The organism is Vibrio sp. 10N.247.310.98 (assembly GCF_041467395.1).
In the GTDB taxonomy this organism is placed as follows: domain Bacteria; phylum Pseudomonadota; class Gammaproteobacteria; order Enterobacterales; family Vibrionaceae; genus Vibrio; species Vibrio crassostreae_C.
Genome location: NZ_JBFSUL010000001.1, coordinates 187,096 through 208,872, shown reverse-complemented (window position 1 = coordinate 208,872; position 21,777 = coordinate 187,096). Strand labels below are relative to the sequence as shown.

The window sequence follows — 21,777 nt, the reverse complement described above, 5'->3', positions numbered from 1 at the left end:
TTTTGTTATATAGAAGTACTTTCATATATTGTGCCATCTAATAAATATAATATTTTCAATAGGTTAAAATGTGTCTTTTAGGTTTTCTCATTTTGACAGGCAGTTTGAGATACATTTGAGACGCAAACTGTGAGTGCTGCGAGGATATAAATCGGCCAGTTGAAGCCTTGAGTCAAAAATGTACCCGACACGATTGTTCCAATCAGACCTGCATAGATCGCATAGGCGACCGCATTGAGTTCGGGGGCGATTTCTGTGGCCGAGTTTTTTAACCTCGTTAGCGTAGAGCGAGAGGTTTTGATCAAAGAAACGATAAGGCAGACAAAAATGATCAGACCAATAAAGCCTGTTTCTGCCAACACACCAAACCAGGTACTGTGAACGGCGTGATTCAGTCCGTCCCAATGCGAACTGTAAAAGAAGTAGTTCGAGAAGAAGTTGTTCAACCCTACGCCGGTCAGTGGATTCTCAACTGCCATCTTTATTGCTGCTTCCCAAGCATAGATTCGACCCATTGCAGATTCATCGATACCTTGTTCAGCGGCACCACCAGAAGATCTGTCTGAGATACCAGCAACTAAATAGAGCACCACGGCCGCGACAGTTCCCACTGAGATTAAGAGAACTTTAGAGCGCACTAGCTTCCACGCAAAAATACCAATCACCGCAATACAACCCAGTAATCCGCCACGGCTTTGAGTGGCAATAATGGCGGCGAGCAGTAACAGACAAACTAAGGCACTGATTAAACGTTTGGATCGTGAGATGCCAGTCGTAGTGGCTTGGCTTATTGTAAAGGCGAGTGGGAACATCAGTACCAGTGCTAGGTCGTTCGGGTCACCTAACATAGAGCCAAAATCGCGGCCAATAGTCACGCGTGAGCCCTCGACAAGCCCAATACCATTTACTGAGTTGTACACGGCAATAGAGCTGACTAAAGCGCCAGCGTAGATAATCGTCATCGCGGTTTTTGCGAGATTTTCAGTGGTGTTTACTAGCCAAGTAATCGCAAGCGTCATCACGATAATTTTCCAATAAACGCCCTTGAATTCTGCTAGTGCTATTGGCCTGTTGGACGCGAAGATAATACCAATGAAAACCAATACCCAAAATATGGCGAGCCAATTTAAACAAGGGTGCCAGAAGATTTTAAGTTCTTTACTGATTAATGCATGCCATAGAAGAGCCGACAGAGCGCCTAATGAAAGCATCAGCGGTATTTTTAGCGAATAGAGCTGAGGTATAGCTTCGTGAATTCGGAAAAATGAAAAGACAACGAACAGTAAAACTAACCAGAATGTTTTGTTTAACACGAATAACCCGGCCAATGGCACAAGAGCGAGCGCCACAATGACAGCAGGGTGAGGCACAAAGTACCAAACAACACCAAGCCCAACACACAAGGTGCTGATCGTGATGATGACTGGCAATCTATTGGCTTCAGGGTTGACCATTGTGACCTCTATTGGCAAATAAACTCTTTAGGACTCGGCTCGTAATCTTTTTAAGACGTAGTTACGCCTGATGTTAAAGATTGCAAAGTGAGTGCCAGTTATGCATTTTGTTTAACTTACTGATTTAATGTTGGATTATTAAGTGAGGGCGTAGCCTTGAGGTGAGTTTTGTCATTTTGAGAATCAGTATAAAACTGACTAAAGTACTTAAATCATCAAGCCCAAATAACCAGTTATCGACTAAGGCTAGAATTAACGGTCGAGTTGATAGATTTCCAACAACTGCGGGACAACGGCTTGTGGAGAGTATTGGTTTTTCACGGTTTCTATCGCGTGACTCTTGAGAGAGTCACGCTGCTCGTTCGTCAATGACATCCACAAAGATAAAAACTGTTCTAGCTCAGCTTCTGAATTTGCAAGGTAGCCGTTAACTTGATGCTCGATGAGTTGAGGCAAGTTACCAACTGAGGTGGCGAGAACGGGAATGCCACGAATCATGGCTTCTAATGCCGCCATAGGTAAGCCTTCAAAGCGAGAAGGGATGATTAACAGATCGATTTGGCTCCAGACGTCGTCCATATTGGTCTGATGCCCATGAAAGGTCACATTATCAGGCTGCGATTTAACTAAGATGTCCATTTCTGGCCCGTCACCAAAAAGCTCAAACCGAACATCAGGAAACTGTTTGGCTAATGCAACAAATCGATCAGGCGCTTTTTCATGGCTCAATCGCCCCACAAAACCAACATGGAATGGGCTTGATGAAGGGGAGCATGTTAACCCGCTTGGCATTTTAACAAAGTTATTCAATTGATGGGTTTGACTCGGCACTTTCGCTTTAATCTTTTCACTGACCACGAGCGACTGATCAGAAAGAAAACTGCTGTAACGGTCGAGCCAATCATAAAGCCATACTTTGCCTGTTGGGGTTTCACCTGCGTGATAAGTGGTGATTTGCTTTGTGTTGTTGAAACGAGGCGGAAGCTTGATTAACTTGCTGACCAAACTGGCTTTGTAACCATGAGCATGGATAAGCCTTGGTTGATAATGTTGAACTGCACGTTTCAGCTGTGTCGCGCTATTGCCATTTGAATCTACAGAACATGAGGCTAAATCGGAGAGGTAACTAAAAGGGATGTTCAGCGCATTCAACTTTTCAACGATGATCGCTTCAGGATTAAACTTAGTCAAAAGAACGATACGAACAGCCTCTGAATACTGAGCGCTTTCCGATATCAGGCCTTGTGCTAATTCTAAAACATGCGTTTCTATGCCTCCAAAAGTTTGGCTGTCGATCAACAGCCAAATCTCATGAAGGTTTATGTCGAGTACACCTTGGTTAGGCTTGATTGTACTCATCTTCCGATTCCCAAGCCTGTTTCTTACGATAAACAGTAGAAGGGCTAAGTTCTAGCAGCACAGCAGCGTTTAACACATTCCCATCGCAATGATTGATGGCATGTTGAATGGCTTCACGTTCTATTTGCCACATTGGACGAATAGCACCTTCGCTTGTGGTAAATGCAGGCGTCATCGGCTCATTGTGAGCTTGAGCAACTGACGATTGTTCCAACTCTTCCGGAGTAATCGGTGGCAACTTAGCTTCTGGTGCTTCAACAACTGCAGGTTGAGGCGCAGTTACTCGAATTGGTGTCACTGATTTAGATGATGGAGCGGCATCTACTTTATTAATCGGAGGCGGTAACATGTCTTTAGTCACGCTCGTTTCATTGTTCAACACCACTATGTTACGGATGATGTTTTGCAACTGACGCACATTGCCTGGCCACGCATAACGTTTAAGTAGATTCTGCGTTTCTTTGTCTATTGATTTAAACTTCTTCTTATCTTGCTTCGCGTACAGCTTCAAGAAATGATTGCAAAGAGTGACAATGTCACTCCCTCGCTCGCGAAGCGGTGGCATTTCGATAGGCACAACGTGAACACGATAGTAAAGGTCTTCTCTAAAACGTCCTTCTTCTACTTCAACCAGTGGATCGCGGTTGGTCGCACAGATAATTCTGACATCCACTTTAATCTCGCGGTTGCCACCGAGTGGAGTAAACGTACCAGTTTGCAAAAATCTGAGGAGCTTCTTCTGCATCTCCAGTTCCATTTCACAAAGCTCATCGAGAAATAGGGTACCGCCATGCGCTTGCATTGCTGCACCTTTCCGGTCGGTTGTCGCACCGGTAAACGCACCTTTAACGTGACCGAAGATTTCACTCTCCATTAGGTCTCGAGGGATAGCGCCGCAGTTAATGGCCACGAAGGGTTTACCATTACGCTGACTCTCTTGGTGAATCGCTTCCGCACACACTTCTTTACCAGTACCACTTTCGCCGTTAATAAACACGCTGGCAGTGGTTGGTGCTACCGAATCAATGATCTTGTAAACCGCCTGCATGGGTAGGCAAGAGCCAATGAAATTATGAAAACGATCACGATCGAATTTGCTTTGCATGTTATCGACGAGGTTTTCGAGTTTCGCTCTTTTTAGATGCAAGCTAACAGAGGTCTTGAGTCGATCGGCTTGAATGGGTTTCTCTAAGAAGTCTTCTGCACCGCGTTGGATAAGGTCTACCGCGATGTTTACTGAACCATGCGCTGTCGCGATGATGACAGCGGTCGGTATTTCGTTAGCAGTAATCCAATCTAAGACTTCTTCGCCTGGCATGTCAGGAAGCTTAAGGTCGAGAATCACAAGCTGTGGAGAGTGCCTTTCAATGAAGGTCTTAGCTTCCGCGCCGGTTTCGACGTGGAAAATATCATAGGGCTCGTCTTTTACGTACTGCTTGTAGAGTACGGCGAGTGAGGTGGAGTCTTCAACTAACAATACCTTAGGGCGCATTGTGTATTCCTTTTGAAACTTTATCCTAACCAATCAATAACATAGTGATATGCAACCATCAATACGAGTCTTGTGTATTTGTTATCTACCACATGCAATCTTTTAAGAAGCGGCCTGTATAACTTCTCGCATTGCTGTTCATGATGGAGCCCATCTTATGGCGACTATATTAATAACGACTGTTTTGAGTTTTTAATCTGATACCGATAATGAACATGCAAAGCTAGCTGAAGCCTGCCTCTTTCCTTTCAAGCAAGGCTTTTATTGAACGCTCTGCGAGCTCTAGTAATTCATCAACTTGTCGAAATGCCGCATCATGACTCTGTTCTAAACATAGCTTTTCTAAAGCTCGAGCTAATTCACCCAAAGGGCGATTACCTAACGAAAGCGCTGTGCTGCCGAGAGTGTGGACCTCGAACTCAAGTGTTTGAGCGTCTTTCTGCGTGACTGCCTCTTTTATAGCGACCAAGCGTGTTTGTGATTCTTCGACATAATGGTCGATCAAGATAGGGATAATGTCCGCACTTGTATCGCGAATCATTTGCTCCAGAACGCTTTCATCGACAAGCTCGCTCACTTGTTGTGAGTTTAGATTTGTAGCTGCGTCTGACGCTAAAGTAGAATTCATCAAACTAAGTCCTTTTATTGAGCTTAATATCTGTTAATACTATTAAGTTTTAGTCATTTTCTAGAATAATTTCAACTGGTTGCCGTACAAATAGAGCATTTAATTGGCATCTCACTCATCTTGCTATTGGGTTTGTGACAAACCTAACGGACTGATTTTATTTTGTTTTCTCTTATGAAATATAAACTTAGGTGCCTATAAAGCCTAAGGTGCGGGTAGATCTCAGAAGAAAACGAGCCCGATACAAATAAAAAAGACCACTGCAGTGAATTAACAACAGTGGTCTTAGAGCGGGGTAAGCAGTTTGGGCTAATCTAAATAGCGATAACGCAAATAGCGATAACGCAAATAGCGATAACGCAAATAGCGATAATTTAAACAGCCGAGCTTTAAATCACGAAAAGTAGGACTACGAAGCTTTATCAATCTTTGGCTTTGGGTCGGCTTCTACTTCTTCCTCGCTACTTTCTGAGAAGATATCAGCAACAGCGCTTCTCTCGAGTTCACCTTTTAGATTACCGTCTTCATCAACAACTGGAAGAGAGTAGTCACAAGACATAGTGTCCGGTAGCACTTCTTCAATCACCGCATCTGGTAAGATGGCAGGGACTTCTTCGTATATCTCATCACTAAAATCATGTACCGATGAATCTTCAACTGCGTCTTGTAGGCTCTCTTGTGTGACTAGGCCTTGATAGCCGTCATCCGTTACGTGATAAGCGTAATCGTTTTTCAGCATCTTCATCTGTGCCAGAGCACCTTCAATCGTTTCTGATGTGATTCGATACAGAGGAGGCTGCATAACGGTTTCAACGGTCAGTGCACGAGCACGGTTTACGTCTTTCACGAACGCTTCCACGTAATCATCGGCTGGATTTAGCAGAATCTCATGTGGTGTGCCTTGTTGTACTAACTCGCCGTCTTTCAAAATTGCGATTCTATCGCCTAGGCGGAGTGCTTCGTCCAGATCATGTGTGATGAAAACAATCGTCTTATGAAGCTTCTCTTGAAGTTCAATAAGCTGGTCTTGCATTTCACTTCGAATCAAAGGGTCGAGTGCCGAAAAGGCTTCATCCATTAACAAGATTTCAGCGTTAGTACACAGAGCGCGCGAAAGCCCAACACGTTGTTGCTGACCACCTGAAAGTTGCGCTGGGTATTGCTTGCCGTAACCTTTTAAGCCCACCGTTTCTAACCATTCGTTGGCTTTCGCTAAACGGTCTTCTTTTTTGATGCCTTGTACTTCCAACCCGTACGCAACGTTTTCAACCACAGTGCGATGAGGCATTAAGCCAAAGCGTTGGAATACCATCGACATTTTATGACGACGGAACTCTTCTAGCTGTTTAGTGTTGAGGCTCATCACATCAATGCCTTCAACCATGATTTTACCTTGAGTCGGGTCAATCAAACGGTTGAAGTGGCGAATCAGCGTCGATTTACCCGAGCCAGAAAGCCCCATGATAACGAAGATTTCACCACGGTTAATCTCAAGGTTGATCTCTTTCAAACCAACGGTATGACCCGTATCCGCAAGAATCTGATCTTTGTGTTCGCCGTTTTGAACTCGGTTCATAACAGACATTGGTTTCGGTCCAAACACCTTGTACAGACCACTAATTTCAATCAATGGTTTAGTCATGCTTGAATCCTCCTAAATGCGCATTAGTTCTTCTTGCGTACGCTTGTGAAGCGCGGTCAAAAAGGATTGCGAGGGCAACGATGGCGAAACCATTCATCAAGCCTAATGTGAAGTACTGGTTAGTAATCGATTTGAGAACCGGTTGTCCTAGGCCTTTCACACCAATCATGGATGCGATAACAACCATAGACAGTGCCATCATGATGGTTTGGTTAATACCCGCCATGATCGTTGGCATTGCTAGAGGAAGTTGAACACCCCATAAGCGTTGCTTTTTGCTCGCACCGAAAGCGGTAGCGGCTTCAAGGACTTCTTTATCAACTAAGCGTATGCCTAGGTTAGTTAGACGAATTACAGGTGGAATCGCGTAGATAACCACGGCGATTAGCCCTGGAATCTTACCGATGCCCAGTAGCATTACCACTGGAATCAAATAAACGAACGCAGGCATGGTTTGCATGATATCGAGCATCGGCGTAACAATTGACTGAGCTCGATTTGAACGAGCCATCGCAATACCAATCGGAATGCCCAAGAATATTGAAACCAAGGTACATACAGTGATGATACTGAGCGTCCGCATGGTGTCTTCCCACATTCCAAAGTAACCAATGAGAAGTAGAGAAGCAACACAGCCTAGAGCCAGTTTCCAAGAACGGCTTGCTGCGTAGACAAGGCTGGTACACACAGCCAGGACTATAATCCAAGGTGTTGAGATAAGGAGTTTTTCAAACCAAACGAGGAATGAAAGAAGAGGGTCAAAGAGAGATTCAATCATTTCGCCGTATTCACGGGAAAATTCACGGTATGCGCCATCTAGCGTCTTTTTTATGGTTCGTAAATCACCGCGTTCCATCTCTGGAAAGCTTGATAACCAATTGCTGTCAGCCATTTTATATCCTTATAGTTCGGAGCCACTTGTCCATGCGATAAGAAAATCGCTAATGAAAAGGGCTCCGAATCATGAATAACATCAAGTATAGCGACGTTATTTCTGTTTTATTGTTGAAGCGTAATTACTTGTTATTAAATCAAGCTCTTACAGCTCTGCTTCAACTTTCTTAGCCACTTCTTCAGAAACCCATGGGTGCCATACTTCTGGGAATTCACTTAAGAAATGCAGACTCGCTTCTTCGCCATCAGCTTGGTTGTCTTCCATCCAAGCAAGTAGCGAGTTCATTTTGTCGTTCGTGAAACCACGTTTAGTAAAGTAGTCGTATGCTTCAGGAGCACGTGACGCAAAACTTTCAGTGGTAATCGTGTGAACAGGTGAAGGCGGGTACATGGTCGCTTTTGGCGATTCACAATCTTCTTTAGTGGTACAGTTAAGGAACTCTTCCTCATTAACGCCACTGCCAAAGTCGACTTTAACCATGTCGTATTTACCTAGCACAGCCGTCGGTGCCCAGTAGTAACCAAACCAAGCTTCTTCACGTTCATAAGCTTTTGCGATAGAGCCAGATAAGCCGGCACTCGAGCCTGGATCAACAATCGTGAAACCGCTGTTTTTTAGCTCAAGAGCATTAAACAGGTTTCCGGCGCTGATCTGACAGTTCCAGCCTGCAGGGCAGCTGTAGAATGCAGATGTATCTGGGTCTTCAGGGTGTTTGAATAAGCTTGCGTTTTTGCGTACGCCTTCGATGGTTGCCATTTCAGGGTACTGTTTTACTAGGTAAGCTGGAACCCAAAAGCCTTCTTCGCCGCCGTTCACAAGTGCTTTACCTGCGTAGCGAAGACGTTTTTCTTCAACACCTTTATCTAATGCGTCTTTTAAGCTGTTGCTCCAAAGTTCAGGTGCAACATCAGGCTGGCCTTTTTCGATCATAGACGTGCCTGTTGGCATAGTGTCGCCAGGGATAAGTTCAGCATCACACCCATAACCATGTTCAAGGATGAATTGGTCGATATTGGCGATCAGTGTTGCAGAGTTCCAGTTCATATCTGCAATTGTTACGCTGCCACATTCTCCAGCGTTAGCATTACCGCTGGCTGCTGCTACTAACAAAAATACGGAGCTTAACTTGTATTTCATATTGAGTTTCCTTTCTCTTTAATAATACAACTAAGGTAACCAAGGTAAATTGATTATCTAAATTGCTCGATGGTGATCCTTTCCGTGTATTTGAACCATTTGAGCAGAAGGAGGGATGGGTGAAGTTTGAATAGATAAACGTGCAAAGTCAGTGAAGTGTGATTTGCTAATTCATCCACTGTGTTTCAACAGCCATCGGATAACTTTGTCAAACTATTACAAATTCGTCAAAAACCACCTCTATTTATAATCTTAGGGAATAATCGTACGAATTCCATCTTTGATTCGATTTACATGGCACTTTAACCGCCTGTGTCACATTACCGCTAAAGTTAGGTGTGGGGCTGTTGATTTTTGGATGAGTTTAAAGGTGGTAAGACCACAGCTTGCGTGCGTGAAATGCGTTGAATAGTTTTTAAAATCGTATTTTTAGTCATATTTTCGCCAAAAACACTCAATTTGGTTTTTATTTATTCAGAACTGTTGGAGCTTGAAGTCTAATAAGATAGGTGGCTGTCATGGTTTAATGACAGCCAGAAAGTAGCAAAAGAAAGTTACATCGGAAGGTTCAAAAACTCATTTTGATACAGCTTGTTTGCCAAGCTATCGCGAAACTTAGCGGGGATGAATTTCATTCGATTGATTTGTCTGACCAACTCTTGTGCAAAGCTAGGTTTTTGTTTCATGTTCATCACGCAGCCCATTAGATTGATACTTTGTGCATCAAGCAGCTTTTTCGCTTGTTCTAGGTGGTGACTCGAAGTTTCACCATAAGCGACAACCATTAGTGTGCTTTCACAAGCACTCGCCACAGACTGCGCCGGAATGTTTCCTTTGTTTATGTTGAGAAGCGGTGAGGTATCAATGATGACTCTGTCGTATTTCTCTAACCATTTGTTGACCACTTTTTGTAACGTTGTCGGATCTTTATAAGCCAATTGCGTTGAAGCAACTTGTGGAGCAGGGACACCGATAAATGTACGCTGAGATTCAACATGTTCAATCAATTGACCTTGCTGATTATCTTCTAGCATATTCAAATCTTTGAAAGCAGGGTTGAATAAGTTGAGATCAACATAAAGCGTAGAATGACCCGCAAGAAGAAAACGCTCGGCTAATGCGGTTGCAATAGATGTTACGCCGTCACCTGAATGGCAGGCGGTGACGCATATTGATTTTTGGCCGTTAAGTTCAGAAGCTAAATACAGTTGCTCGACTTCGGCATGGGTCGCTGAAATAGTCATTATAAAGCTCCTATTAATACGATGGTCGTGGTGATACGCAGTATGTCATCAAGTCCGACTCGTGCTTTCTCAATAAAACTTTCGCGACGGTCTGGAATGTAAATCGTGTCACCGGCGCGCAGCACCGGCAGGTTGTAAATGTTCGCCGTTTTGCTGAATTCAACAAGGTCAAAAGTACGAGCCTGACCTTGGCAACAAGACATATTGACGATGGTAATTTTCTCTACGTAAGCATTGTCGGTAGGGCCTGCAGCTTCTGCCAGAATATCTAGAATGGTCATGTTGTCGTTGAATACATAACGCCCTGGGTTGTTAATCGCACCAAGCACACGAACGGTTTCTTCTTTCGGTGTATCTAACCAGTTTTTGCCTTTCTCTGGGATGTAAATCGTGTCGCCAGTGGTTACGTTTGGCAGTAACGATTCGTCACCGGTTTCGAAGTACAGTGATAAGTTAAGTTTGCTTACTTGCGAATAGGTTTTGTCACGATGCGTTACTCGAACATTGTGGATGTCGGCATCCTTTGTTGGGCCATCAGCCGCTGACAAGATATCAAGGAAGTGCATGTCTTTGGTGAAGCGGTAACGACCAGGCGCATTCACTTGTCCAAAGATGTAGATCGAAGCATCAGAGCTTTGACGAACCCATTGTGATTTATTGTCTGAAGGATCTTGTGGCAAGTCGTGAACGCGCACGATAGAACCCGCGAGAATTTGTGGCATTTGATCACGTGGCGCACCATTTCGAATAAAATCATCAAGGTTAAACACAACCAACTTTCTACCAGTCACGACTTCAATTTTTGATGTGTCTGCGCGTAGCGTAGGGCCGCCAACGTGTGCCAATAGCCCCATGAAGTTCATTTCATCTGACCATTCAATACGACCAGGTCGATTCACCTCACCAATCACGTTAACCGCTCGGTCTGGCGTAATTTTCAACCAAGACTTCTCGTTCATGTCGGTTTTCTCGGGAACGAAAATCGCGTCACCAGCTTTGATGCTAGGAGGGTTAGAGTTAGGTAAGCCTTCAGTGTAAGCCGCTAAATCGAATTTAAGCACTCTGCCATCTGCTTTGATAACACGGATTTGTCGTGACTCTGCAAATCGAGTTGGGCCGCCCGCATTCGCCAAGATATCCATAAAGGTCGCGTCTCTTTTGCCTTCAAAAGCACCAGGGGCTGCGACTTCGCCCATTACGTAAACCATGTTGGCGCCGGATTTGATCTCTTCTTCTTGCTTGGGAACGAAAATGGTCGCACCCGGGCGTAAAATTGGAAGCAGACTTTCGTCACCAGAATCTAAGTAACGTTTTAGGTTGAATAGCGTTGGGGTGTTGTTCGAAATCACTCGGATTTGCTCAACACTGGCATAACGAGTTACGCCGCCCGAACGCATAAGTACGTCGACAAGGTCGGTGTTCTCTTTGTAAGTGAACGAACCCGGCGCGTTCACCTCACCAAACACTTTGATGGAGTTACGAGAATCAGCACTGTCACCTGAGTTAGCAAGCTTTGCTGCGTCAAACTCTTGCTCGATGTTACCGACTAATGGAGAAGCTGGAACGAATAGTGAATCCAGTGATTGAAGAGTAGGTAATGCTGACTCGTCTCCTGAATCAAGGAATCGTTTGTAGTTAAACTCTTTCTTGTCTGCGCCTCGCTTAAGAATCAGCTTATCCAGTTGCGCGCCCGGGCGTAAACCACCCGCAGCGTAAAGTGCCATTTGGATGCTAGAACCTAATGCGAGCGTGTATTCACCAGGCTGTTCTACATAACCTTGTACGTAGATGATGATTTGCTGCTCTTTTACATAGACTGAAGCGTTCGAAAGATCTTTATAGGCGGTTGCCAGCGACTCTAGAACCACTTTGTTAAGCTGCTCACTGTCGTAACCTGCAACAAACACAGCGCCTACTTCAGGAAGGGTAATACGGCCACGCTTATCCACTTGGAACCCCGTGTTTAAGGTACTTTCACCGGGTACGTTAACTTGGATAAGGTCACCGACTTGAACCGCGTCTGAAAACTCATCGTTAGCATTGACGACATTCGCAAAGCATAACGATAGGGTGATGATAAAAGCGATCAATAATTTCATAATCCACCTCCCATTTTCTCGGCATTCTTAGGCGAGATAACTTCGATACTTACTCGGCGGTTAGTTAAACGTGTGCCGTCGGAGTCACCTTCAAAAAGAGGGACGGTTTCGCCAACAGAGACGGCTTTGATTCGTTGAGCGCCTAGGCCAAATATAGTCAGGTAGCGTTCGACTTGTTTCGCTCGTCCAAGTGCTAACTTATCGTTGTATTCTTCGGTACCTGTCGCATCTGCATGGCCGGTAACAACGAGGTCTAGAGATTGGTGTTCTTTAAGTAAAGTGGTCGCCTCGGCCAGTCTTCCCATATACTTAGGATTTACTTCAGTCGAGTTTTCCGCAAATTGGTTGTCAACATTAAGTAGGTCATACAACTGTTCAATAACCGACAGTTGCATTCTAAATTGATTTTCATTTTGTGGTGGCTCACAGCGGGCTTGTGAAGTTACGTAATCCAGTTGGACCTCAAGTTCATTTAGGCGTTTTCTTTGGATCACTAAGTCGTTGGCTGCATCCAGTAGTAGACCACCTTGAAGTTCGCGAGCAATACGATTTTGCTTTTCGATTGCTTGAACAACAGCAGCGGGGAAACACCAACGAGCACCTTCTTGAATCAAAGCATCAAGGTGCAATTTAGCGAGCTGCCAATCAAAGCGTAATCCATGTTCCGGACCAAGAGGCTCGTCTGGCATGACAGGAGAGAAGTCTGAGTTTTGATAGTTAATAGAATCGTAACTTTCAGCCAAACCCCCTGTGCCTTGTTCAGGATAGCTAGTACAGCCACCCAGAACGAGAGCGGACAGAGAAAGGGCTATGTAGTTTTTCAGTATTTTCATGCCAACGTCCTATGTTTCTAATTTTTCTTATTATTTTTTGTTACTTCTAGCTTAGTGGGTCTTCATGAATTTGCAGGATTTTTTGAATTTACTGGGATAGCGTGGCCAATACGCAGCAAGTTCATAATTTCAAGAGGTTGACCCGTCACATTTTCAAGTCGCATGTTGCGCTCGCGTTCAGTCAGACGTTTGAACATATAAACAATCGCGCCAACACCAGATGAATCTAAAAACTCAACCTGGCTAAAATCAACTTCGATTTCAGGGTGACCATCGTTAGAAATCACATCATCGATGTCGGTTTGTGCATCACGACTGCCTGCTGCATCCAGATCACCGAAAATAGAAAGTGTCAGTGTCGTTGTGTTTAAATCAATCTTACGTAGTTCCATAGCGATATCTCCTTTTCAGTATGTATGGACAATTGCACTGAATGTGCCAACTTTTATGTTGTTATTTTTCAATGGCTTATATTTATCGTGAATTCCCATCTCAAATTGAGAAAAGGCATTTCTCAATTTGAGAACTAAAAACGGCGGATCATATGAGAGCTATAAGTCATTAATTTAATGAATAGATGCAAGGGTTAGATAAGGTTGATGAGTGGATCGCATCTTCTAGCAAAGATTGTCTAACTGCGTGTTAGAGCACTTACGATTAAAAGCATTTGTTGACCACTACAGTTATTAATACGGAGAAGATGATGAGATTAACCAAACTGGCTTTAGCCACTCTATGGGTGTGTTCGCTTTCATCTCATTCATCCTATTTACCTCCGGACTATTTGGTGCTTGCAAACTCCTACCAGCAAGGCATAGATGTTTCTGAATACTGGAAGAGTGAAAAACTTGATGGGATTCGGGCTCTATGGGATGGACAACATCTTTATACACGCAATGGTAATCGTATTTACTCACCCAAGTGGTTTACGGAAAACTTACCTAAGGTCCATCTCGAAGGAGAGTTGTGGGCAGGAAGGGGCAAGTTCCACCTTGTTCAATCTACCGTTCTCGACCATACGCCGAGTGACACAGCATGGCGCCAAATCGATTTCATGCTGTTTGATATGCCCGGCGCTGCGGGAGATTATCAAAAGCGCTATTACAACATTTTGCATTGGGTAAGCGTGATTGGAGAATCTCATGTCAGCTACATAGAACATGTACCAATTCACAGTGAAGAGGCTTTGTTTCATCAACTTGATAATGTCGATGAGCGTAATGGCGAAGGTTTGATGCTTAGAAAAATCACCAGTCGTTATCAAGCAGGCCGAAGTAATGATTTGTTAAAGCTTAAAAGGCATCACGATGCCGAAGCCACGGTTATTGGCTATAGGGGTGGGACAGGGAAGTACAAAGGGATGATGGGGTCAATTCTGGTTCACACAGAAGAGGGTGTGGAATTTTATATAGGTAGCGGGTTCACTGACCAAATGAGACTTGTACCGCCAGAGATCGGCAGCCGTATTACCTTTCGCTACAATGGTTTTACTCAAAACGGAAAACCCAAGTTTGCCCGCTTTGTTCGAGAGAAGAGTGAATATTAAGGCAGATACGATCTACCTGACCATTAAACGAAAAAGAGCCCTGAAAATCAGAGCTCTTTTTTTTATTCGAAATCAGATAGACCGACTTAGCGAGTACGAATCTAGCGAGAACTAAATTCTAACTGAACGTCATCGTCCTGCTTGTGCATCCAGTGTAGACGCATACCCAGCATAATCGCGGCTGACGTTAGACCGACGATGAAACCAATCCAGAAGCCGTGCGCACCCATAGGGTCAACAATCCAATCTTTCATACCCAAGATGTAACCGATAGGAAGACCAAGCAACCAGTAAGCCACAAAGGTGATGTTGAAGATTGAACGCATGTCTTTGTAGCCACGCAGAGCACCCGCAGCGATAACTTGGATGGCGTCAGTACATTGATAAACCGCCGCGAACAACAGCAACTGCATTGCAACCATAATTACTGCCGTGTTCTCTGTGTAAAGTAATGCAACCTGTTCTCTAAACAGAATCGTTAACGCCGCTGTCATAAGGGCTGTCACTAAACCAACAATGATACCCACGTGTGTCGCGATCTTCGCACCTTCGGTGTTGTTTTCGCCCAACTTATGGCCAACACGAATACTCACGGCTGCACCGATACTCATTGGAATCATGAAGACCAGCGAAGAGAAGTTGATCGCGACTTGGTGCGCGGCAACAATCAATGAACCCAATGGTGCAACTAACAGAGAAACCACCGCAAACAGAGTTACCTCGAAGAAGATAGCGGCCGCCACAGGGAAACCAAGTCTAAACAGACGAATTTGAGCTTTAAGTTGCGGTTTATGGAACGTACCGAAGATGTTGATTTTCGCCAAACGCTTTGATGTTAAAACGTAAGCGAACAGTAGTGCAAACATCACCCAATATACGATAGCCGTTGCAACGCCACAGCCAACACCACCCAGAGCAGGAGCACCAAGTTTTCCGTATACGAACATCCAGTTCAGCGGGATGTTTAATAGCAAGCCAATAAAACCAATCACCATCGCAGGCTTGGTTAAAGACATACCATCGGTAAAGCTTCGCAATGTTTGGAACAACAAAAACGCAGGTACAGCAAACATCACCGCATTCATATAGCCGATGGTCTTTTCCGCCATGAGTTGTTCAATGTCCATCCACTCCAATATCAATTGTGTTTGAAAAAGCACACCAATGATTGGAAGGGAGATGACGAGCGCTAAAAATGCGCCTTGTTGAATCTCAAATGGAATTTTGACTTGTCGACCAGAACCATTCAGCTGTGCAACGACAGGAACCAACGCCATCAATAAACCGACACCAAATAAGATTGATGGTAGCCAGATACTTGCTGCAATCGAAACCGCCGCCATATCGATAGCACTTACGCCACCGGCCATTACAGTATCAACAAAACCCATTCCAGTTTGTGCAACAGATGCGATCAAAACTGGGGTCGCAAGTTTGATTAGATTCGAGGATTCTTCTTTGTAACGATGCACAAACAACTCCAAATAAGAGGGAAAATTAGAATAATAGTGTAGGAAAGGACATTCTGAAGGAATCAGAGACAATGATCTTAAGCTTCCACTGGACGAATCATAAAGAAATGTCACAATAACTGCTATGAAAAACTGTTATTAGGGCGTGTTGATCTTTCGAGCTGATTTTTGCAGCGAGTTGCTGGGCCTTTATACAGGCAGAGGCTTTGATGTGTAGCTAGCCTACATGAGAAGCCGATAACGCAGTAGAAATGGCCAGCAAACGCTGCCCGAAGGGTTCAGCTAAAAGCGTTTTACTCTTTGTTGAGGGGGATTTGCTTAGAGTGATTAGGCTACTTCCCCCTCGCCGCGATTAAAACGCTTATGACTGGGCGTCCCCATCCGAACAAAATTTAACCGCGAAAGGTCAACACGCCCTAGAATGCTAAATAGGAATCTTATGTTTACAGGTATCGTTCAAGGCATGGCAACACTGGTTGCTATCAACAAAAAAGAGTCGTTTCAAACTCATACCATTGAGCTAAGCGATGAAATGGTTGAAGGATTAGCCATTGGTGCTTCAGTAGCTCATAACGGTTGTTGCTTAACGGTAACGGAAATTTCAGGTAACCAGATTGCTTTTGATTTAATGCAAGCGACATTGCGATTGACGAACTTAGGCCAACTGAATGTTGGTGACAAAGTGAATGTTGAGCGTGCAGCAAAGTTTGGTGACGAAATTGGCGGGCATAGCATGTCTGGCCACATTACTCTGATGGCTAACCTAGTCGATGTGATTAAAACAGAAAACAACCGTACACTTTGGTTCGAACTACCAGAAGAATCGATGAAGTACGTATTGAGTAAGGGTTACATTGGTGTTGATGGTTGTTCATTGACGATTGGTGAAGTGGAAGAGAACCGTTTCTCTGTTCACCTGATCCCAGAAACTCTGAATCGTACTCTGTTTGGCGGCCGTGAAGTAGGCGACCAAGTGAACATTGAGTTCGATCCACAAACGCAGGCAATTGTTGATACTGTCGAGCGTGTATTAGCGAACCAGAAATAGCCACTAAGCGCATTGAATCGGTGGCAATAAAATCACACCGATGACCAAATTAAAAAAGAGCACGTGAGGTGCTCTTTTTTGATCATGGTTTAAACGAGAAACTGATTGTCAGAATACTTGTTCATCATCGGCATCAATCGAAAGGTTGATTCTGTCTCTTACTTCGTCAACCTGCATATCCAAATGAATGGCATTGCAACACGCTGGACAATCATCATAGAAGTCTTGGCTACCATTAGATGCATCAAGCGTGATGTTAATACCGTGCCCACAATGCGGACAGGAGACATGTTTCTCTGTGTATTTATGCATGGCAAATTCTCCTCACTGTAACTGATACCAATCGTATTCGGTTATAAACAGCTGTAATTGGTATTAAACGGCCTGTATCTTCTGAATGCATGCTTCAGTGTGTGCTAAATATTCGCCGCCAAATTGATTGCAGTGGTTAAGAAGATGGTACAAGTTGTAAATGTCTTTCCGATCAGTATAGCCAACGTCGAGTGGATTGACGCTCTGGTAACCTTCATAAAACTCTTTAGGGAAACCTTCAAACAATTCAGTTAACGCCAAATCACACTCATGATCGCCCCAGTAACAAGCAGGGTCGTAGCAAATTGGGCCAAACGCAGAGTTAGCAACATTGCCATTCCAAAGATCCCCATGAAGCAAAGAAGGGCGAGGGTTGTGGCCAGCAAGACGCATATTCACCACATCAACGATGTCTTCGATATCACCAAACTCGATGCCTTTCTCTTTGAGCAGTTGCAGTTGGAAACCAATGCGTTGCTCAGAGAAAAAGCGACCCCATTTCTTATGCCAAGGGTTGGGTTGAAGTGTGCTGCCGATATAGTTGTCTTGGTCGCAACCAAACTCTTTTTGCTCGCCCCATTGATGAAGCCGCGCAAGCTGAACGCCGAAATCGAAGCTATTGTTGCCCGTCTCGAGCGGTTTGGTCGGCAAGTAATTCAGAATAATGAACGAGCACTCTTTGGTTTTGCCAATAAGCACCAACTCAGGAACGTAAACAGTGGAGGTTTCTCTTAACAAGCGTAAGTTCTCAGCTTCAATTTCAAACTTAGGTAAAAATTCTCGCTGATTCACTTTCACAAAGTAACGCTCATTACCATCGCTGATCATATAGCAATCGTTAATGTCGCCACCAGAAACCTTGGTACGTTCAGTAATCTGAAAGTTAAATAGAAGAGTATCTGAAAGTTGTTGAGAAATGGCCTGCCACATAGGAAATCCTCAAAGACTGAAAGTTAAAAAGATTGAAGGTTAGAAATACTGTTTGTTTAATAGCAATAGTTTAGGATAAATCTGAACAATTTATAGACGCACTCGTCAATGTTCTTAGCTCTTCTTCATCTTACGTAGAATCAATTGGCCGAATTGTGAACTCGAACTGATTCAAGCTCTTTGAAATACAAACATAAATTGAAAACCTGACGTGATGAAATAGTTTGGAACTGGTCTCACAATCGAAACGGTTTTGAACGCCACAATCTGGAAAAGAGGTTTGAACTTGTTATTGTCTAGCGACTAAATCAAATGAGCTTTTAGAGTAAGTTGAAAGGGCTATTGTTAACTGGCGCAATACTTTGCTTCAAAGTTTGTCTTACACTTCTTTAGCGTGAATTTACTTATGTCGTAAGTAGGCAGGTATACCACATAAAGCTATATCGATTTAATTTTAAGCTGAAATACTAACTAGGATCATTTAAATGTAGTTTTGGGCAATAAAGTGATGACAAATAGCTTCATTTACATAGTATTAGGCAAGTACGTATTAATCTGCTCTAGAGCTTAAAACGGAGAATTATTGTGGTTGTAGAAACCGATGGCTATTTGGCTTTAATCGAGCACCTATCATTCAACCTTGATGTGTTTACCAATAGTAATGGTGATACTGGAAACGAAAGTGTCGAAGACATTGTTACCGACATGATTTCAACAAACATCATGGCTATTTTCGAGCAAAACCCAGAGTTGCATTCGAGCGTTCGTTTTCAACTTTTGAAAGAAGCAGATGCCGTAGTAGCGGATCTTGGTGAAGTATTAGCGGGTGTGTGGGCTAAGAAAGCGACTAACGAACAAATTGTATTCCTCGATGAGTACATCGCGTTAGTGAAGAACCTGTTTGATACTGCTGTTGCTAAATACGATTAACGGTTTGTTTGCTCATTTATCGTCGTAATTAATCAGCATAATAACAACGGGCGTTTAAGTCGTATCTTTCTAGAGTTACCTCGCTCAGCGGTTTATCTTTCGAACCGCTATAAACGCCTAAAGTGCCAAAACTTGGATGCCCAGTAAGGGTTATCTAACCTAGAAATAATGACACCTTTCGATGTCGAGGCATGTAGAAATTGGTTGTTTCCTAAATAAACGCCTACATGTCGCACCGTCATCGAAGTCTTGAAAAACACCAAGTCACCGCTTGTTGCCTGCCCATACGCAATTTCTTTTCCCTTTTTACTCTGGTCTTTTGTGGTTCTTGGTAGAGCTTGTTGAGTCGCATTTTGCACGGCGATTTGAACAAAAGCAGAGCAATCTATACCTCGAAATGAGGTCCCACCGAAATGGTATGGCACGCCTTTCCACTGTTCATACACGCTCATATAAGCGTTTGTAGTCAATTGTTCTGACTTTGATAGGGGTTTCTGTGCGGTTTGACTAAGCTGAGAAGGCGAAGGTGACGAGCTACAAGCAGCCAATGTTGCTAAAGTTATTGTAACTACAGCCATTTTTCTGATTTTCATATGTAACTCTTCTGACAAAAAACTGAAATAAAAACGTCATCAAGGACTTCTAGTATACGACCTAACTTAAGGATATCTCTTTTCGTAGTCAAACTGGATTTCACATGCCCGACACAAATTTATCAATAAAACCCTCACGTTATACATTCTCGCTCATTCAAACCGTCACTGCTGTATTTATTTCCATTCTTTTACTTGTTACTTTTTTATCAATGGTTAGCATTCGGGGCGTTGAACGGGTCGGGGGACATTTTGATGCACTCTCGGAACAAGCATTACCCCTTGCTCTACATAACGCCGAATTAACGCAAAGCGTATTAGAACAAGTAAAACTTCTCACTTACAGCACCCAATCAACCGACTTAGATACACTTAATGCCACAAGGGGCTCAATTGACCAACTCGCGACAGAGAGCAATACCACGCTAGAGGAACTTCTTTTTATTTCCCAATCTTTTCCTGATGCGATCTCTTTAGAGCAACAACAAATCCTTGTCGATGACATGGCGCAACTGCAAGCTATGACCAACACGGTACTGCTGGCGCAGATTGAGATTCAAAGTAAGCAAAATCTGATCGACAGTAAAATGGGCGAGTTCCGTTATGGCGTTGGATCTATCGGACCAGAAATGAATCGAATCAGCTCATTCTTGGTTGAAGACAACCCAGAAGCGAGCGATGCAGCGAACCGATTCACATCCAGTGCGTCTGCTATGGCGAACACCTTCTTGATGCTGATGATGCAATCTGACATTGATAAAGCACAAGACGAATACCGTCAATTGAGAAACCGAATCGCAGGCCTTAACTTGGCTTACAGCGATTTTGCTGATTGGCACCCAGACATCGCTGAGTTCGCGAGCTTAACGGCGCCTTACGAGATGGTCAAAGAAGGCTTTACCGAAGAAGGCGTAATCAAACAAATCCTCTTGAAACTCGAACTGGTTCAGCAGCAAGAGCAGAACTTAACGCAAGTCATTAACTTAGCGAACACCGTCATTAGCACATTGAATCAGCTGTCTTCTACCGCTTCCCACCTGATTGATGAAAGTGAACTGATTGTAAATCAAACCATCACCAATATTGATCGTGTGTTGTTTATCAGCGGGCTGGTTATTGCCGTAATCATTGTGATTTCATGGTTCGCGTTACGCCGTTGGATGAATAAAGGGCTAAAAAACATTACTCAACAGTTGAGTTCACTTGCAGATCATGACTTCTCTAAACAGAGTGAATTGCTTGGGCCGCTAGAGCTTCAAGTTATCACTTCAAAACTCAATACGGTCGTTGATTCCACCGCGGACTCGGTTCGTTTAGTAACGCGTAACTGTGAGACGCTTTATCAAACGGCTGAAGTAAGCCATGACGCTGCAGAGCAAACCAATTCGAGCTTGAACGAACAGAACGAATCACTTCAGAATATGATCACCACCATTACTGAGCTGGAAGCATCGATTGGTGAGATTGCTCGTATTTCTAACGCATCGAACGACGATGCTCAAATAGCAGAAGATGAGTCAGTGAATGGCAGCCAAGTGGTTGGCCTTAACCAACAACGATTACAAGCGCTTGAGCACTCTCTTAGCATGAGTGAAGAGTCGATGGCTGACTTGGATGGTCGAGTGAAACAGATTCGTGAAATGGTCGACATGATCAGTGGTATCGCTGAAAACACCAACTTATTGGCACTGAACGCTGCGATAGAAGCGGCGCGAGCAGGTGGACAAGGTCGAGGTTTTGCGGTAGTTGCAGACGAAGTGCGTAAATTGGCGAGCGGCACATCCCAGCAAACCACCAATATTCGTAGCATGATGAACGAACTAGTAGCGGCAGCAGATCGCTCACGTGCTTCTGTAACGGAATCGAGAAGCGAGATGGCCAATGCACTGCAAACCAGTGGTGATGTAAGACAAGCCTTCGAGAAAATAGAATTTGCAGTAAGCCAAATCAAAGGGCGTGTTGAGCAAATCATGGTGGCAACCGAACAACAAGCACGTGCGACTGTCGATGTAACGCATTCTATCACTCGCGTGTCTGAGCAGGGCGAAAATACTAAGCTGCAACTTGAATCTATGATCGAGAGTTCAGAGCAAGTCGGAGAGATAGCAGGGCACCAACAAGCTATGCTTCATAAGTACGTTTTAAACTAAACGAGCGTGCTGA

Annotated in this window: 19 protein-coding genes; 4 read left to right on the top strand and 15 right to left on the bottom strand. The window is 43.9% G+C overall.

The genetic code is table 11. The features are described 5' to 3' along the window. Window positions 1–77 precede the first annotated feature (77 nt). The 11 genes from AB6E78_RS00835 to AB6E78_RS00785 all read right to left on the bottom strand — a co-directional run bounded on the left by AB6E78_RS00835 (window position 78) and on the right by AB6E78_RS00785 (window position 13,175). A complete protein-coding gene (locus AB6E78_RS00835) occupies window positions 78–1,454 on the bottom strand; it encodes an O-antigen ligase family protein (RefSeq protein WP_017059586.1) in 1,377 nt (458 codons plus the stop codon). Between the two features lie 252 nt (window positions 1,455–1,706). Continuing rightward, on the bottom strand, window positions 1,707–2,813 hold the full coding sequence (locus AB6E78_RS00830; RefSeq protein WP_372132185.1) for a glycosyltransferase family 4 protein: 1,107 nt from the start codon (window positions 2,811–2,813) through the stop codon (window positions 1,707–1,709). After that, window positions 2,794–4,305, bottom strand: a complete 1,512-nt coding sequence (locus tag AB6E78_RS00825; RefSeq protein ID WP_136978470.1) for a sigma-54 dependent transcriptional regulator — start codon at window positions 4,303–4,305, stop codon at window positions 2,794–2,796. Before AB6E78_RS00825 ends, AB6E78_RS00830 begins: the two co-directional genes overlap by 20 nt. A 223-nt stretch (window positions 4,306–4,528) precedes the next feature. Next, window positions 4,529–4,933, bottom strand: a complete 405-nt coding sequence (locus AB6E78_RS00820; protein WP_017059589.1) for an Hpt domain-containing protein — start codon at window positions 4,931–4,933, stop codon at window positions 4,529–4,531. 409 nt (window positions 4,934–5,342) lie between these two features. Continuing rightward, window positions 5,343–6,575 (bottom strand): glycine betaine/L-proline ABC transporter ATP-binding protein, encoded by a 1,233-nt coding sequence (locus tag AB6E78_RS00815; RefSeq protein ID WP_017059590.1) that lies wholly within the window; start codon window positions 6,573–6,575, stop codon window positions 5,343–5,345. Further along, the gene (locus AB6E78_RS00810) at window positions 6,568–7,467 is read right to left on the bottom strand and encodes a proline/glycine betaine ABC transporter permease (protein WP_017059591.1); all 900 of its coding nucleotides are present in this window, start codon (window positions 7,465–7,467) and stop codon (window positions 6,568–6,570) included. The genes AB6E78_RS00815 and AB6E78_RS00810 overlap by 8 nt, the downstream gene beginning before the upstream one ends. A gap of 147 nt (window positions 7,468–7,614) precedes the next feature. After that, the gene (locus tag AB6E78_RS00805; protein ID WP_372132188.1) at window positions 7,615–8,607 is read right to left on the bottom strand and encodes an ABC transporter substrate-binding protein; all 993 of its coding nucleotides are present in this window, start codon (window positions 8,605–8,607) and stop codon (window positions 7,615–7,617) included. A 554-nt stretch (window positions 8,608–9,161) separates the two neighbouring features. Further along, complete coding sequence (locus AB6E78_RS00800; protein WP_065677467.1) at window positions 9,162–9,851, bottom strand: tyrosine-protein kinase family protein; 690 nt, start codon at window positions 9,849–9,851, stop codon at window positions 9,162–9,164. Further along, window positions 9,851–11,950, bottom strand: coding sequence for an SLBB domain-containing protein (locus AB6E78_RS00795; protein ID WP_372132191.1), 2,100 nt, complete (start codon window positions 11,948–11,950; stop codon window positions 9,851–9,853). The genes AB6E78_RS00800 and AB6E78_RS00795 overlap by 1 nt, the downstream gene beginning before the upstream one ends. Further along, on the bottom strand, window positions 11,947–12,783 hold the full coding sequence (locus tag AB6E78_RS00790) for an OmpA family protein (protein WP_372132194.1): 837 nt from the start codon (window positions 12,781–12,783) through the stop codon (window positions 11,947–11,949). Before AB6E78_RS00790 ends, AB6E78_RS00795 begins: the two co-directional genes overlap by 4 nt. Before the next feature lie 62 nt (window positions 12,784–12,845). Next, window positions 12,846–13,175, bottom strand: coding sequence for an STAS domain-containing protein (locus AB6E78_RS00785; RefSeq protein ID WP_050621341.1), 330 nt, complete (start codon window positions 13,173–13,175; stop codon window positions 12,846–12,848). Between the two features lie 311 nt (window positions 13,176–13,486). On the opposite strand from AB6E78_RS00785, the gene AB6E78_RS00780 reads away from it, so the two are divergent. Further along, window positions 13,487–14,329 (top strand): DNA ligase, encoded by an 843-nt coding sequence (locus AB6E78_RS00780; protein ID WP_102393723.1) that lies wholly within the window; start codon window positions 13,487–13,489, stop codon window positions 14,327–14,329. A gap of 101 nt (window positions 14,330–14,430) precedes the next feature. On the opposite strand, the gene AB6E78_RS00775 is transcribed toward AB6E78_RS00780, so the two are convergent. Beyond that, window positions 14,431–15,801 (bottom strand): MATE family efflux transporter, encoded by a 1,371-nt coding sequence (locus tag AB6E78_RS00775; RefSeq protein WP_017063888.1) that lies wholly within the window; start codon window positions 15,799–15,801, stop codon window positions 14,431–14,433. Window positions 15,802–16,240: 439 nt separating this feature from the next. Here AB6E78_RS00775 and AB6E78_RS00770 point away from each other — a divergent pair, with 439 nt between their 5' ends. Further along, entirely contained in the window at window positions 16,241–16,849 is a 609-nt protein-coding gene (locus tag AB6E78_RS00770) for a riboflavin synthase (RefSeq protein WP_017063887.1), read from the top strand. Between the two features lie 108 nt (window positions 16,850–16,957). Here the strand turns inward: AB6E78_RS00770 and AB6E78_RS00765 are convergent, their stop codons facing one another. Both AB6E78_RS00765 and AB6E78_RS00760 read right to left on the bottom strand, forming a co-directional pair. Continuing rightward, window positions 16,958–17,161 carry a CPXCG motif-containing cysteine-rich protein gene (locus AB6E78_RS00765; protein ID WP_017059600.1) on the bottom strand — a complete coding sequence of 68 codons (204 nt, stop codon included), beginning with the start codon at window positions 17,159–17,161 and terminating at the stop codon, window positions 16,958–16,960. Window positions 17,162–17,224: 63 nt separating this feature from the next. After that, window positions 17,225–18,091: a fructosamine kinase family protein gene (locus AB6E78_RS00760; protein WP_372132197.1), complete on the bottom strand. Its 867-nt coding sequence runs from the start codon at window positions 18,089–18,091 to the stop codon at window positions 17,225–17,227. A gap of 585 nt (window positions 18,092–18,676) precedes the next feature. Here AB6E78_RS00760 and AB6E78_RS00755 point away from each other — a divergent pair. Continuing rightward, window positions 18,677–19,021 carry a DUF3802 family protein gene (locus AB6E78_RS00755; protein WP_010440912.1) on the top strand — a complete coding sequence of 115 codons (345 nt, stop codon included), beginning with the start codon at window positions 18,677–18,679 and terminating at the stop codon, window positions 19,019–19,021. A gap of 107 nt (window positions 19,022–19,128) precedes the next feature. Here the strand turns inward: AB6E78_RS00755 and AB6E78_RS00750 are convergent, their stop codons facing one another. Then, entirely contained in the window at window positions 19,129–19,614 is a 486-nt protein-coding gene (locus AB6E78_RS00750) for a C40 family peptidase (protein WP_017059602.1), read from the bottom strand. A gap of 104 nt (window positions 19,615–19,718) precedes the next feature. Between AB6E78_RS00750 and AB6E78_RS00745 the strand changes: the two genes are divergently transcribed. Further along, the gene (locus tag AB6E78_RS00745; protein WP_372132200.1) at window positions 19,719–21,764 is read left to right on the top strand and encodes a methyl-accepting chemotaxis protein; all 2,046 of its coding nucleotides are present in this window, start codon (window positions 19,719–19,721) and stop codon (window positions 21,762–21,764) included. The last annotated feature ends 13 nt before the right edge of the window (window positions 21,765–21,777 follow it).